The organism is Streptomyces buecherae, from assembly GCF_014295035.1.
Classification (GTDB): Bacteria; Actinomycetota; Actinomycetes; order Streptomycetales; family Streptomycetaceae; genus Streptomyces; species Streptomyces youssoufiensis.
Map to the genome: position 1 here is coordinate 1,615,786 of NZ_CP060404.1, position 13,702 is coordinate 1,629,487.

Consider the following 13,702-nt stretch of genomic DNA (forward strand, 5'->3'; position numbering starts at 1 on the left):
GCGGCTACCGGTGTGGCGCGTCGCCGAACCGGTCGATCGCCGTGCGCACCGCCGTCACCGATGGCCCGAGCCGGCTCACGGAGCCCAGCGAACTCGCTATCAGCAGCAGCGAGCGCCGCAGTTCCGGCACCTCGGCCCGCCCCTCGCGCACCATCGCGTCCAGGGCCGTCAGTTCCTCGTCGGCCACCGTACGGTCCGACAACTCGACCGGATAGGCGGCCAGTTCACACCGCAACCGGGAGACCGCCCGCCCCAGCTCCGCCGCCTTGGGGTCTCTTTCGGCGTCGGCGGGCCGCCGGTGCTTGACGGCCACGGTGCCCTCCATGGCCAAGACGTCGGATGGCCGACCGTACCTTGCCTCGTCGCCTGGCAACACTGACCGCCTCCCCATCTCATGCGTCCGCCCGCGACCCTCCGCGCCCCCGTATACGCGAAGGACGCGGCACAGTTAACGCCACTCTCCGCACGGTGCGCTATACACAGGGCGAAAATCGGTCGGCAAAGCCGGCTAAAACGGCCGGGGGGAGGCGGTCAGGGGGCGCGATCAGGAATCGTCCTCGACTCCGACGTCGAGCGCGTTGCGCCACACCGTGACGTCGAGCTTGACGTAGTCGCTCGGGTCCGACTCGGGCGCGGGGCCGTTGAAGGTCACCAGGCCGATGTGGCCGGAGCCGGTGCGTACGCAGATCCGGGAGCCCTTGGAGAGCCGGTCGAAGCCGATCGTGGTGGCGAACCGGGTCTCGCTGCGGCAGGTTTCGAGCGATCCCTCCTGCGCGTTGTTCAGCAGCACCAATTTGGTGTCCGTCGAACCCGTACGCAGTTCCCGGTCGCCGAAGCTGTTGTAGTAGGCGATGTCGCTGTCGGTGCTGCCGTTCTCCGGGTGGATGGGGTCGGAGGCGAAGAACAGGTGGTAGCCCTCCGGCAGGTTGATGCCGTTCTTCGTCACCGGTTCGGGGTCGGGGACGACGGTGGGCGCCGTCTCGGTGGGGGTTTGCGAGGGCTCGTCGCTCGGCTGGGTGGACGGCTCGTCGGTGCTGGGCGCCTGGGTGGGCGTCTCCGTGGCCTTGGAGGGCTCCTTCTTCTCGGCCTGGTTGGACTTCTTGTCGTCCTCCTGGAAGAGCACGTACGTGGTGGCCCCGCCCGCCGCGGCGAAGACCAGCAGGCCCGCCACGCTCAGCGCCACGAGCTTGCCCCGGCCGCGCTTGCGCGGCCCCGCGCCGCCGCCCTCGGGCGAGCCGAGCACGGTGGTGCCGGTCGAGCCCGGGCCGGCACCGTCCGACCCGGTCGTCGGGGTGGTCAGGGCGGTGGTGGAGAACGCGGGCGGACCGAACCCGCCCTGGCCCGTGGCGGCGCCCGACTGCGGGTAGCCGTACGCCTGGTGCGCGCTGGCCGCCTGCTGCGGATAGCCGTACTGCTGCGGCGACGCGGCGGCCCCCTGACCCTGCGGGTAGCCGTACTGCTGCTGCGCCGCGACCGGCGGCGGGGTGTGGGCCGGGTTCGGCGTCTGCGTCGGGTTCGGCGTCTGGGCCGGGTTCGCCGCCTGCACCGGCGGCGGGGTGTGCGCGGGCGTGGGCGTCGGCGTCGGGGTGGCCGGCGGCGTCGGCACGGGGGCCGGGGTGGCGGGGGGCTGCGCCGCGACGGCCGGGGCGGCGGCGGGCGGTTGGGCGGGCGCGGCCGGCGGTTGGGTGGGCGGCGCGGCCGGGGGTGCCTGCGGGGGCGCGGCGGGGGTCTGGGGCGCGTGCGCCGGGTAGGCGGGGCTCGGGGCCTGCTGTGGGGCGGGCGGTACGGGCGGCGCGGCGGGCGCCGGGGCCACTCCGGCCGCCGGCGCGACCTGGGGCGGCGCCGGGACCTGGCGGGGGGCCGGCGCGGGTACCCGGCCGGTGATGTCGGCCGCGACGGCGCCCGGCAGCCAGTCCTCGGACCGGCGCAACTGGGTGTGCGGCGACGCCTGTTGGCACAACTGGAGGATTTCGGCCAGCGCGGGCCTGGCGGCCGGGTCCTTGCGCAGGCAGCGGCCGACCAGGTCGGAAAGCTCCGCCGGCAGCCCCGTCAGGTCCGGCTCCTCGTGCACGATGCGGTACAGCACGCCGTGCGAGGTGCCCTCTCCGAAGGCCGGGGTGCCGATCGCCGCGTACGCCGCGACCTGGCCGAGCGCGAAGATGTCGGTGGCCGGGGTGACCTCGCGGCCGGCGGCCTGTTCGGGCGCCATGAAGGTCGGGGTGCCGACCGTGACGCCGCTGCTGGTGAGCGAGGTGGCGTCGGCGGCGCGCGCGATGCCGAAGTCGATGACGCGCGGGCCGTCGTCGGCGAGCAGCACGTTGGACGGCTTCAGGTCGCGGTGCACGATGCCCGCGCCGTGGATGACCTGGAGCGCCTCGGCTATGCCCGCGACGAGGAAGAGCACCGTGGAGACCGGGAGCTTGCCGTGCTGGGCCACCGACTCGGCGAGCGAGGGCCCTGGCACGTACGCGGTCGCCAGCCACGGGGTGGGGCCGTCGGGGTCGCTGTCGATGACCGGCGCGGTGTACAGGCCCTGCACCCGCTGGGCCGCCTTCACCTCCTGCCGGAAGCGGCGGCGGAACTCGGCGTCCTCGCTGAACTCGGGCCGGATCACCTTGATGGCCACGGCCCGGCCGCCGAGGGTGTACGAGAGGTAGACCTTGCCCATCCCCCCGGAACCCAGCTTCGCACTCAGTCGGTAACCCGCGACCGTCGTCGGGTCATCGCCCTCAAGTGGCTTGAAGACTCCCGCGGAATCCACACTATTCATGACGTCTCGTCCCCCGGCCCCATCAGGGCTGCCCTTCAAGCTTGCATGTGACAGCGGTGACCTTATCGGAAGTCGTCACCCGCGCCACCGCCGCTGACGCGGTCACCTTGACTCCTTCACGTACGCGGCGAACCGGCCCGCCACACCGTCACGTCGAGGCTGATGTAGTCACTCGGATCACCCTGCGGCGCGGCCCCCTGGTACGTGACCAGGGCGAGGTCACCGGAGGCGGCCAGCACGCAGACCCGGGAGCCCGGGGTGAGCTGGCCGAGGCCGATCTCGGCGGTGAAGCGGGTGGTGTCCCGGCAGGAGGTGGCGGAGCCGTACTCGTCGGCCCGCAGCAGCACCAGCTTCCCGCCGTCGCCCGCGCGCACGCTGCCGCCGCCGCTGCCGGGCGCGGCGGGGTTGCGGTAGCCGAAGTCGGCGGCGGTGGCCGGGGAGTTGTCGGGCCGCAGCGGGTCGGTGGCCAGGGTGAGGTGGTAGCCGTCGGGCAGCGACACGTCGTCGTAGTCGACGCCCTTGGGGCTGATCCCGCCGGGCAACCGGCTGCCCGGGCCGGTGGGCACGCCGGTCGGCTCCACGCCCTCGCGGTCCCCGCTGCCGGACGGCCCGCCCCCAGGGCCCTGGCCCACCGGGTCCGACGCGTCGCGCGACGGCTCGCCCTTCGACTCGCCGTCGGGCGTGCGCGGGGCGCTCGAATCGCCCCCGCGCCGGGCGGAGCTGTCCCCGTCGTCGTCCTGGCCGAGGTAGTACGCGGCGCCGGCGCCCGCTCCCACCACGAGCACGGCGGCGGCCACCAACGCGGCCACGCGCCGGCCGGCCCGCCCCGGGGGCGCGGCGGTGCCACCGGAGTCGGGAGCGGGGGCGCGGTCGGGGGCGTTCGGGTGGTCGGCGGCCGGCTCGCGCCGCGCCGGGTCGAACGCGCCACTACCTGACGCCGCCGCGCTGTGGTGCGCGCTCGCGTCGGCGCCACGGCCCCGGGCCAGCGTCTCGTCGTGCGGGGAGGCACCGGCCGCCGGTGCGGGGCTCGCGGACCGGTGGCCGAGGTCGGCGGCGACCACGGTGGGCAGCCAGTCCTCCGGGCGGCGCAGTTCGGCGCCGGGGGACGCGGCCCGGCACATGGCGATGACCTCCGCGGGGGTCGGCCGGTCGGCCGCCTCCTTCGCCAGGCAGCGGCCGATCAGCTCGCGCAACTCCTCGGGCACGCTGCTGAGGTCGGGCTCCTTGTGGACGACCCGGTAGAGGACGCCGTGCGGCGTGCCGTCGCCGAAGGCCGGGGCGCCGGACGCCGCGAAGCAGGCCACCTGGCCGAGCGCGAAGATGTCGGTGGCCGCCGTGATCTCGGTGGCCTCGGCCTGCTCGGGCGCCATGAAGGCCGGGGTGCCGATGGTCATGCCGCTGCCGGTGAGCGAGCTGGCGTCCGCGGCGCGCGAGATGCCGAAGTCGATGACGCGCGGGCCGTCGGCCGCGAGCAGCACGTTCGACGGCTTGAAGTCGCGGTGCACGATGCCCGCCTCGTGGACGGCAGCGAGCGCCTCGGCCATCCCGGCGATCAGCAGCAACACGGTGGGAACGGGCAGCGGGCCGTGGTCGGTGATCACCGACTGGAGCGAGGGGCCTGGCACGTACGCGGTCGCCAGCCAGGGCGTGTCGCCCTCGGTCTCCGCGTCGATGACCGGCGCCGTGTACAGGCCGTGCACCCGCTTGGCCGCCGCCACCTCGCGGCGGAACCTGCCCCGGAACTCCGGGTCCTCGCTCAGGTCGGGCCGCACCACCTTGATCGCGACCGGGCGGCCGGCCGGCGTGTAGGAAAGGTAGACCTTGCCCATGCCGCCCGAGCCGAGCTTGGCGGCGAGCCGGTAGCCCGCGATCTGGCGCGGGTCCTTCTCCCCCAGCGCCTTGAAGACCTCCGCCACCTTCGTCCTCCCCGTTTCAGCACCGCACGCCCCGACCTTAACCGAGCCTTCGGGCCCGGTACGCGGAGCGGTGGGCCCGCCCGGCGGGGGCCGGGGCGCGGGCGGGGGCGCGTTCCGGCTGGCCGGTACGCCAGCGCGCCCCGGGCGCGTGGTGCGGTAGGACAGGGCCATGGCAGCGACCTCACCGATCACACCAGCACCACCACGGGCGAAGGCGGCGGGCGTGGCGCCGAGCGCCGCGGAGCGGCCGGCCGTCGTCGGGCTGGTGCTCGCGGCGGGCGGTGGCCGGCGGCTCGGCGGGCGGCCCAAGGCGCTGCTCGACCACGGCGGTCGGCCGCTGGTGGAGCGCGCGGTGCGTGCGGCGCGGGCGGGGGGCTGCGCGCCCGTGGTGCACGTGGTGCTCGGGGCGGCGGCGGAGCGGGTACGCGAGCGGGCCGACCTCGCGGGCTGCGTCGTGGCCGACAACCCCGACTGGGCCACGGGCATGGGCTCCTCGCTGCGCGCCGGGCTGGCGTCGGTGCGCGACGCCCCGCGTGGCGGGCTCGGGCCGGGCGGGTCGCCTTCCAGCCGGGGCGCCTCGGCGGTCCTCGTGCTCCTCGTGGACCAGCCGGGCGTGGGCGCGGAGGCGGTGGCGCGGATGGTGCGCGCGCACCGGGCGGGCGCGGGCCTGGTGGCCGCGGCGTACGAAGGGCGGCGCGGGCACCCCGTGCTGTTCGCCCGACAGCACTGGGCACAGGTGGCCGCGCTCGCCCACGGCGACCGTGGGGCGCGGGACTTCCTGCGCGCCCACGCGGCCGATCTGACGCTCGTGGAGTGCGCCGACATCGCCTCCTGCGCGGACATCGACACCCCGGCCGACCTGCGGCTGCTCGATCCCGACCGCTGAGGTCGGGGCGGGTTCGTCGTGGGTAGCGGCTCGTTCGGCCGGCCGGGCCCTCGGCGCGTCAGCGGTCGCCGTCGCCGGGGTGGGTGCCGGGGGCGGGGGTGGTGTGCGGGCCGACGGTGGTGCCGGTATGCGGGTCGGCGGTGGTGCCGGTGGCCGGGTCGACCGTGGTGGCGTCGCCGGTGGACACGATCCCGGAGACGTTCCCGCCGATGGCCACCGATCGCTCCGCCGAGGCGTGCGCGGTGGCGGGCGGCGTGGTTGGCGTGGTTGGCACGGCCGGCGACACGGTGGGTGGCGCGAGGGGCGCGGCTCCGCTTCGGGGGTGGGCCGGGGCCGGGGTGGGGCCGTCGCCGGTGGACACGGCGCCGGAGACGTTTCCGCCGATCGCGACGGACCGGTGCCCGCTCGCCGTGACGGCGGGGCTCGCGGGGGCGGTCGGGCCGGGTGGAGCCGGCGCGGCGGGCCGCCGCAGCGCGTACACCGAGACGCCCAGGCCGGCCAGGCCGACGATCGTGCCCACGATGCCCGCCACCTGGCCCGCCGTGTCCAGGTCGGCGATCGCCACGAGCGCGACCAACCCGATGGCCAGCAATGCCCCGGCCGTCACGCCGCCCCAGGCCAACGCCCGCTGTCGTCCCGTCATATGAGCCATCATCGACGGCGCTCCCCCCACCACGCCACGCACTCGCCGCAACCCGTGTCAGCCGCCCGGACGCCGGCGCGTGGGGCCGGCCCGCCGGGCGCGTGAGCGGCGCCCGACGGACGCGGGCCACGGCGTGACCGCTGCCGGACATCGGCCCCATTGAACTTCCACCATGAGAAAACTATTCTCCATCAATCAGAAGCACCATGGCCGAAGCTCCGCCGTCCCCGCACCTCCACCACGGCACCACGGCACCACCCACCCGGGCACCGTTCGCCGTCGCCGCGCGGCGGCGTCCGCCACCGCCCTCCGCGCCCCGCCCGCCCTTCCGCGCCCCGCAGGCCGCCGCGTTGGCCCCGGCCGCGCCCGGGGGGCGGCTCGGCCGGGGGCGCCCGTCGAAGGAGAGTCAGCTCTCATGGCCGTACCAGTCCAGCCCCCGCCTGCCGTCACCGTCGCCGACGATCCCGCGCACCGCCTCGACCGCCAGGACGAGATCCTCACCGACGCGGCGCTCGCCTTCCTCGGCGCGCTGCACGAGCGGTTCACGCCGCGCCGCGACGCACTGCTGGCGCGGCGCGCCGAGCGCCGCGCGGAGATCGCCCGTACCGGCACGCTCGACTTCCCGCCGGAGACCGCGGCCGTCCGCGCGGGCGACTGGCAGGTCGCACCGGCGCCCGCCGCGCTCCAGGACCGGCGCGTGGAGATCACCGGTCCGACCGACCGGAAGATGACCGTCAACGCGCTCAACTCCGGCGCCCGGGTCTGGTTGGCCGACTTCGAGGACGCCTCGGCGCCCACCTGGGAGAACGTGATCGGCGGCCAGCTCAACCTGCGCGACGCCTTCGCCCGGCGCATCGACTTCACCGGCCCCGGGGGCAAGACGTACGCCCTGCGTCCGGACGCGGAGCTGGCGACCGTCGTCGTACGTCCGCGCGGCTGGCACCTGGACGAGCGGCACCTGCGGGTGGGCGAGCGCGCCATCCCCGGCGCGCTGGTCGACTTCGGCCTGTACTTCTTCCACAACGCGCGCCATCTCGCCGAGCGGGGCAGGGGCCCGTACTTCTACCTCCCCAAGACCGAGTCGCACCACGAGGCGCGGCTGTGGAACGAGGTGTTCGTCTTCGCCCAGGAACACCTGGGCCTGGCGCGCGGCACCGTGCGGGCCACCGTCCTGATCGAGACCATCACGGCGGCGTTCGAGATGGAGGAGATCCTCTACGAGTTGCGCGAGCACGCCGCGGGGTTGAACGCGGGCCGCTGGGACTACCTGTTCTCGATCGTGAAGAACTTCCGGGACGGCGGGCCGAGGTTCGTACTGCCCGACCGGAACGCGATCACGATGACGGCGCCCTTCATGCGCGCGTACACCGAACTCCTGGTCCGCACCTGCCACAAGCGCGGCGCGCACGCGATCGGCGGCATGGCGGCCTTCATCCCCTCGCGCCGCGACGCCGAGGCCAACGCGGTCGCCTTCGAGAAGGTGCGGGCCGACAAGGACCGGGAGGCGCGCGACGGTTACGACGGCTCCTGGGTGGCCCACCCGGACCTGGTGCCGATCGCCATGGCCTCCTTCGACCGGGTGCTGGGGACGCGCCCGCACCAGAAGGACCGGCTGCGCGAGGACGTCGCGGTGCGCGCGGCCGACCTGCTGGCCGTCGACTCGCTGGAGGCGCGCCCGACGCGCGCGGGCCTGGTCAACGCGGTGCAGGTGGGCATCAGGTACATCGAGGCGTGGCTGCGCGGGCTGGGCGCCGTGGCCATCTTCAACCTGATGGAGGACGCGGCCACCGCCGAGATCTCCCGCTCGCAGCTCTGGCAGTGGGTCAACGCGGGCGTGGTGTTGGAGGACGGCGTGCCGGTCACCGCCGCGTTGGTGCGCTCCGTCGCCGCCGACGAACTGGCGGCCATCCGCGCCGAGGCGGGCGAGGCGGCCTTCGCGGCCGGCGCCTGGCAGCGGGCGCACGACCTGCTGCTCCGGGTGGCGCTGGACGCCGACTACACGGACTTCCTCACCCTGCCGGCGTACGAACTCTTGGAGTGAGCAGGGGAGTTGGCTACTCCCGGCGGGGTCCCCCACCCCTCACACGACCGGTTTCTGAGGCCATCTGGACGGGGAAAACGCAACTTCGACAGGGTCCGCCGGGGCGGCTACCTTCACCTGGTCCCCGGCGATCGCCCACGGTCGTACGGGGAGTTCCCGCGGGCCGCGCGCTCCCGCGACGGGACGCGTGGGGCCCGCCCCGCGCGCCCTCGCCCCGCGCGTGGGCCACCGAACGGGACCCCGCCAGGCACCCCCTCCAGGGAGACGCATGCCCCATCTCGCTCTGTACACGTTCGGCGTCCTGAGGTCGCCCCTCACCGATCCCGCGCCCCTCACGGGCGAGTTCCTCGACCGCGGCGAGGCCATCTACCGGAAGATCAGCCAGCACCCCGGGTACCTCGCTCACGCCGAGGCGGCCGACGGGAAGCGGGGCGCCCACTTCGACCTGGACTGGGGCGCGTGGGGCGAGTTCGCCGTACCGGCCTGGTACGGCAAGGGCCGGACGATGGACACCATCGCCCTGGCCGCCTCCCTCTCGCTCTGGACCGACCTGCGCCCCGCCTTCGACGCCATCTACACCGGTCCGCACCGGGCGGCGCTGAACAGGCGTCACGACTGGTTCGAGCGGTCAACGCACCCGGGTTACGTGTTCTGGTGGGTCCCCGAAGGCGCGACACCCACCTGGCAGGACGGGGTCTCCCGGCTGGAGCACCTGCACACCCACGGCCCCGCGTCGCACGCCTTCACCTTCCACCACGCCTTCACCCCGGAGGCGACTCCCACCCGGGTCACGGGCATCGGCCCGAAGGACGAGCGGGTGCGCTGACGCGGAAGCCCGAACGGCGGCCGGCCCCGTAGTGGTCACGGGGCCGGCCGCCGGAAGGTGAAGAACGTGCAAAACGCGAAACGTACAACCGCGAAAAAGAGGGCCGGGCGGTGCGGGACCCCTCTGTCCCGCACCGCCCGTTTCTCCCTCGGCGATGGTCTGGGGCCGGGGCGCCCGTGCGGGCGCCGGTCGGCCGGTCAGCTCACGGGCCCGGTCTCCCGGACCGCGTCAAGCCGGTCGCCGTGGGGTGTGGTTCAGACGAGCTGCCACAGCGCCGGGGCGCTCACCGGGTCCCAGCCGGGCTGGGCCTGGTGCGGCTGGAGGCAGCGGTAGGTGGAGCCGTTGTAGGTGACCTGGTCGCCGGCGTTGTAGGTGGTGCCGGCCGCCCAGGTGCCCTCACCCGGGCCGGGGCCGGGGCCGGGGCCACCGCCGTCATCGGTCTTCAGGGTGAGCCCGTAGCCCTGGATCAGCGGGTTGATGGGCTGGTGGAAGGTGGTACCACCCGAGCGGCAGTCGCCGGAGCCACCGGAGGTGACGCCCTGGGCCTGGCTGCCGGAGATGTACGAGCCGCCGGAGTCACCGGGCTCGGCGCAGACCGTCGTCTGGGTCACGCCGCTGATGGTGCCCTCGGGGTAGGTGACGCTGGTGTTGTGCCGGGTGATGGTGCCGCAGTGCCAGCCGGTGGTCGAACCGGAGCGGCAGATCGAGGCGCCGACGGCCGACTGCGTCGAACCCGCGACCTTGACGTTCTGGCCCTGGCTCGCGACGTACGGCGTGGCCTTCCAGTTGCTGTTGGTCGCCACCCAGGCCGTGTCACGGCCGGGGAAGGTGGACGCCTGGAAGGAGCCCTGGCTGACCTGGTTGAAGCCGCTGGTGGTGGTGCCGGCCCGGCCACAGTGGCCCGCGGTCGCGAAGCCCTCCGTGGTGCCGCGGGTGACCGCGAAGCCGACCGAGCAGCGACCGCCGCTGCCCATGTAGTACGCGTCGCCGCCGCGGATGTCGTACAGCGGGCGCGGGCTCTCGGAGATGGTCTCGACGCGCACGAGGTCGCGGGCGACACCGCTGGCGGAGATCAGCTTCTGGGCGGCGGCCGGCTTGACCGCGTTCACCACGACGGTGTTGGTGCGCACGTCCACCGACCAGTACGGGGCGTCGACCGAGCTGTTCTTGACCGCGGCGCGGTCGAGCTTGGCCTTGGCGGCGTCCAGCTCGGCGAGCGTGTGCGACACCAGCTTGGCCTTGGCGCCCTTGGCGGCGATGCCGGCGACCTCGGAGCGGTCCGTGGTGGCGACGGTCAGCGTGGCGGACTCGGCGCCGCTGACCCAGGCGCCGGCGAAGTCGCGGCCCAGCGACTGCTGGAGCCGGCCGGCGAGCGCGCCGGCGTCGGCCTCGTTGACCAGTCGCTCCTTGGCCTGCTGCGGGCTGCTGAGGCCCAGGTCGCGCTGCATGGCCGCGAGGACGGCCGGGGACGTGTCGGCGACGCGCAGGGTCTCCGCGGCCGTCGGGGCGGCGGAGTCGGCCGACCGCGCGGAGGCAGTGCCCGGCAGCAGGCTGAGGGCGAGGGCGCCGACCGCCGCTGCCGCGGCACACGCGATGGTGGCGTGTCTTTGGGGCATGGGGTGTCTCCTCGGTTTCGGTGGGGGTTGGCGAAACCGTAAGTGGCGCGATCTCTTCCGCAGAAGATTCCAGATTTACCCCTGCCTCGCGGTATGGACCTGTGGCGGCGCCGCCATCGACACGCACCGCCGCGATCGGTCCACGGCCACCGCGCGGGCCACGACCGCACCACCGTCGCGCCCGCGACCTGCACCGCGCCGCGTCACGGCCATCACATCAGGTCCCCCTCGCCCGGCCGCGCCCGGGTCCCGTCCCACGGCTACGCCAGGGACCTCTCCCCCGGCCTGGACGGCGCCCGGCACGGGTTCGGGGCCGGGTTCCAGACCTCCGCGTCGTGAGCGGCGAGCCAGGCGGCGTAGCTCTCGCTGCGGGTGGCGGCGTCGGCGTGCGCGGCGTACGCGTGCTCCACCACGTCGGACGCGACGTCGGCGGCGGGCCCGTAGGGGTCCCAGCCGATGAGGTGCCGCCACATCAGCGGCGTACCGGCCAGCGCCCGGGTCACCAGCCCCGGCGGGGTGGGCAGGGTGGCGCGGCACAGGCCGGCGGCGCGGCCGACCTCGGCCAGGTAGACGCAGGAGGCGATGTCCGTCTCGTACAGGCGCCGGGGCCGGAACCCGGCCCGGGCGCAGGCGGCGTTGAAGCACTCGCCGAAGCAGCCGTCGCCCGGCACGACGGCCCACGCCTCGTCGGCGAGATCGGCCAACTCGACCTCGGAGCGGGTCGCGAGCGGGTGGTCGGTGCTGAGCATGACGAAGATCGGATCGACCGCGAACTGCCGCCAGGCCAGCCGGTCCGGCTCGGGCGGGGTGCTCTGGCCGCAGGCGCCGATGACGGCGAAGTTCAGCCGCCCGTCGGCGACCGACGCGGCGATCTCCCGGTCCGACCAGGCGATGCGGGTGGTCACCGGGGCGCCCGGGTGGGCGGCGGACAGGCGGTCCACCATGGCGCCGAGCAGCGGCCCGTGGGTGCCGCCGAGCCGGAAGGCGGGCGCCTGCTCGCCGTCCTGGGTCAGGCGCACGGCCTCGCGCTGGAGCTGCCCCACGGCGGGCAGCAGGATGCGGGCGCGGTCCAACACGAAGTCACCCAGCGCGGTGGTCCGCACGCCGTACCGGCCCCGCTCGAACAGCCGCCCGCCCAGGGTGGCCTCGATCCGTTTCAACTGCGCGCTCAGGGCGGGTTGCGCGAGCCCGAGCACAGCGGCTGCCCGGGTCAGGCTGCCCGCTTCGGCTATCGTCCGGATCGCCCTCAGATGCCGCATCTCCAGGTCCATGATGCGAGCTTGGACCCGCCGTCCACCCGGGACAATACCCAGGTCCAGACCAGCCCTCCGGAAGGCCGCGGCGACGCCGGTGCCCGCGATCGGCGGCGGCCGCGGCGGGGGTTGGGCGGCGGACGGGACCGGGCGAGGACGGGTGGCGCGGCCGGGGGCGCGGCTCAGGGGACGGTCGGTACCGGTGGCGGCGCCGAGCCGGCCGGCTGGTCGGACGGGGTCGCTGGCGTCGGGCTGCCCAGGTGGTTGAAGGCGAGGTTGAGGGCGACGGCCACGAGGCAGCCGGTGCTGATCCCGGAGTCCAGGACGACCAACACGTCGGCGGGGAAGGCGTGGTAGAAGCCGGGCGCGGCGACGGGGATCAGGCCCACGCCGAGTGCGGTGGCCACGATCAGCGCGTTCTCGCCCCGGTCGAGGTCCGCCCGCGCCAGGGTCTGGACGCCGCTGGCGGCGACCGAGCCGAAGAGCACGATGCCCGCGCCGCCCAGGACCGGCAGCGGGACCAGGGATATGACGGCCGCGGCGACCGGGAACATGCCCAGCAGGACGAGGATGCCGCCGCCGGTGGCCACCACGTACCTGCTGCGTACGCCGGTCATCGCGACCAGGCCGATGTTCTGCGCGAAGGCGCTGGCGGCGAAGCCGTTGAAGACCGGGCTGACGGCGGTGCCGAGGGCGTCGGCGCGCAGCCCGCCCTCCAACGTCCGGCCGTCCGTGGGCCGGTCCACGATCTGGCCGAGCGCGAGCATGTCGGCGGTGGACTCGGTCATGCACACCAGCATCACCACGCACATCGAGACGATCGCCGCGAGGTGGAACTGCGGCGCGCCGAACTCGAACGGGGTGGGGAAGCCGAACACGTCCGCCTGCCGGACCCCGTCCGTGCTGGTCATCCCGAACGGGACGGCGGCCAGGGTGCCGACGACCAGGCCCAGCAGGATGGAGATCTGCCGCAGGAAGCCGCGCGACAGCCGGCGCAGCGCCAGCACGATGACCAGCGTGGCGGCGGCGAGCGCCAGGTGCTTGGGGGCTCCGTGGTCGGCGGCCCGCGGGTCGCCGCCCTGGGCCCAGTCGAAGGCGACGGGCAGCAGCGAGAGGCCGATGAGGGTGATGACGCTGCCGGTCACCACCGGCGGGAAGAAGCGCACCAGGCGGCGGAAGTACGGTGCGAGCAGGAAGCCGAGCACGCCGGCGACGATGGTGGCACCGAAGATGACCGGCAGCGCGTCACCGGGGCCGGCCGACTCGCCGATGGCGATCATGGGCGTCACGCCCGCGAAGGAGACGCCGTTGACGAACGGCAGCCGGGCCCCGATCCGCCCCACGCCGAGCGTTTGCAACAGCGTGGCGATGCCGGCGGTGAAGAGGCTGGCCCCGATGAGGAAGGCGGTCTCGGGCGGATCGAGCCCCACGGCGGGGCCGATGATCATCGGTGGGGCCACCACCCCGGCGTACATGGCGGCCACGTGCTGGAGCCCGCTGGCCACCGTCTTCCCCGGCGGCAGCGTCGCGTCGACCGGATGCGGCGCGTCGACCGGATGCGGCACCTCGGCCGAGGCCCCCCGCGCCTCCTCCCGACGTGGCGTCCGCTCGCGCTTGCGTACCCGCTTCCGCTCCACGGAGGTCGCCACGGGCGTGGAGGCTGCGGTGGTTCGACGAAACCTGGGCACTGGCGCCACGGCGGTTCCTCCTGTCGGTGATCGCGCCGTCGCGGGCGCGGCGTTCGGGGAGCG

10 protein-coding genes are annotated in these 13,702 nt (G+C 74.8%); 3 read left to right on the top strand and 7 right to left on the bottom strand.

Annotated elements, in window-relative coordinates; translation table 11 throughout:
- Window positions 1-4: 4 nt before the first annotated feature.
- The 3 genes from H7H31_RS05795 to H7H31_RS05805 form a co-directional block, all read right to left on the bottom strand.
- Window positions 5-313, bottom strand: a complete 309-nt coding sequence (locus H7H31_RS05795) for a DUF5955 family protein (protein WP_232109705.1) — start codon at window positions 311-313, stop codon at window positions 5-7.
- A 231-nt stretch (window positions 314-544) separates the two neighbouring features.
- Window positions 545-2,770, bottom strand: a complete 2,226-nt coding sequence (locus tag H7H31_RS05800; RefSeq protein ID WP_187117818.1) for a serine/threonine-protein kinase — start codon at window positions 2,768-2,770, stop codon at window positions 545-547.
- A gap of 116 nt (window positions 2,771-2,886) precedes the next feature.
- The gene (locus H7H31_RS05805) at window positions 2,887-4,686 is read right to left on the bottom strand and encodes a serine/threonine-protein kinase (protein WP_232109706.1); all 1,800 of its coding nucleotides are present in this window, start codon (window positions 4,684-4,686) and stop codon (window positions 2,887-2,889) included.
- A 169-nt stretch (window positions 4,687-4,855) separates the two neighbouring features.
- On the opposite strand from H7H31_RS05805, the gene H7H31_RS05810 reads away from it, so the two are divergent.
- Complete coding sequence (locus H7H31_RS05810; RefSeq protein ID WP_187059551.1) at window positions 4,856-5,572, top strand: nucleotidyltransferase family protein; 717 nt, start codon at window positions 4,856-4,858, stop codon at window positions 5,570-5,572.
- Window positions 5,573-5,630: 58 nt separating this feature from the next.
- Here the strand turns inward: H7H31_RS05810 and H7H31_RS05815 are convergent, their stop codons facing one another.
- Window positions 5,631-6,215, bottom strand: a complete 585-nt coding sequence (locus H7H31_RS05815; protein ID WP_187117820.1) for a DUF2975 domain-containing protein — start codon at window positions 6,213-6,215, stop codon at window positions 5,631-5,633.
- 415 nt (window positions 6,216-6,630) lie between these two features.
- Between H7H31_RS05815 and aceB the strand changes: the two genes are divergently transcribed.
- Both aceB and H7H31_RS05825 read left to right on the top strand, forming a co-directional pair.
- Window positions 6,631-8,256 carry a malate synthase A gene (gene aceB, locus H7H31_RS05820; protein ID WP_187060853.1) on the top strand — a complete coding sequence of 542 codons (1,626 nt, stop codon included), beginning with the start codon at window positions 6,631-6,633 and terminating at the stop codon, window positions 8,254-8,256.
- Window positions 8,257-8,524: 268 nt separating this feature from the next.
- A complete protein-coding gene (locus tag H7H31_RS05825; RefSeq protein WP_187060854.1) occupies window positions 8,525-9,082 on the top strand; it encodes a DUF3291 domain-containing protein in 558 nt (185 codons plus the stop codon).
- A gap of 254 nt (window positions 9,083-9,336) precedes the next feature.
- Here the strand turns inward: H7H31_RS05825 and H7H31_RS05830 are convergent, their stop codons facing one another.
- From H7H31_RS05830 to H7H31_RS05840, 3 genes are all read right to left on the bottom strand, one after another.
- Complete coding sequence (locus tag H7H31_RS05830) at window positions 9,337-10,698, bottom strand: carbohydrate-binding protein (protein ID WP_187060855.1); 1,362 nt, start codon at window positions 10,696-10,698, stop codon at window positions 9,337-9,339.
- A 260-nt stretch (window positions 10,699-10,958) separates the two neighbouring features.
- Window positions 10,959-11,969, bottom strand: coding sequence for a LysR family transcriptional regulator (locus tag H7H31_RS05835; RefSeq protein ID WP_187060856.1), 1,011 nt, complete (start codon window positions 11,967-11,969; stop codon window positions 10,959-10,961).
- A gap of 164 nt (window positions 11,970-12,133) precedes the next feature.
- Entirely contained in the window at window positions 12,134-13,516 is a 1,383-nt protein-coding gene (locus tag H7H31_RS05840) for a nucleobase:cation symporter-2 family protein (protein ID WP_232110245.1), read from the bottom strand.
- Window positions 13,517-13,702: the final 186 nt, after the last annotated feature.

What these genes read in the sequence shown, in the direction of transcription:
- H7H31_RS05830 (WP_187060855.1), bottom strand. Translation starts at nt 10,698, where the DNA reads ATGCCCCAAAGACACGCCACCATCGCGTGTGCCGCGGCAGCGGCGGTC.
- H7H31_RS05835 (WP_187060856.1), bottom strand. Translation starts at nt 11,969, where the DNA reads ATGGACCTGGAGATGCGGCATCTGAGGGCGATCCGGACGATAGCCGAA.
- H7H31_RS05825 (WP_187060854.1), top strand. Translation starts at nt 8,525, where the DNA reads ATGCCCCATCTCGCTCTGTACACGTTCGGCGTCCTGAGGTCGCCCCTC.
- H7H31_RS05800 (WP_187117818.1), bottom strand. Translation starts at nt 2,770, where the DNA reads ATGAATAGTGTGGATTCCGCGGGAGTCTTCAAGCCACTTGAGGGCGAT.
- H7H31_RS05815 (WP_187117820.1), bottom strand. Translation starts at nt 6,215, where the DNA reads ATGACGGGACGACAGCGGGCGTTGGCCTGGGGCGGCGTGACGGCCGGG.
- H7H31_RS05810 (WP_187059551.1), top strand. Translation starts at nt 4,856, where the DNA reads ATGGCAGCGACCTCACCGATCACACCAGCACCACCACGGGCGAAGGCG.
- aceB (WP_187060853.1), top strand. Translation starts at nt 6,631, where the DNA reads ATGGCCGTACCAGTCCAGCCCCCGCCTGCCGTCACCGTCGCCGACGAT.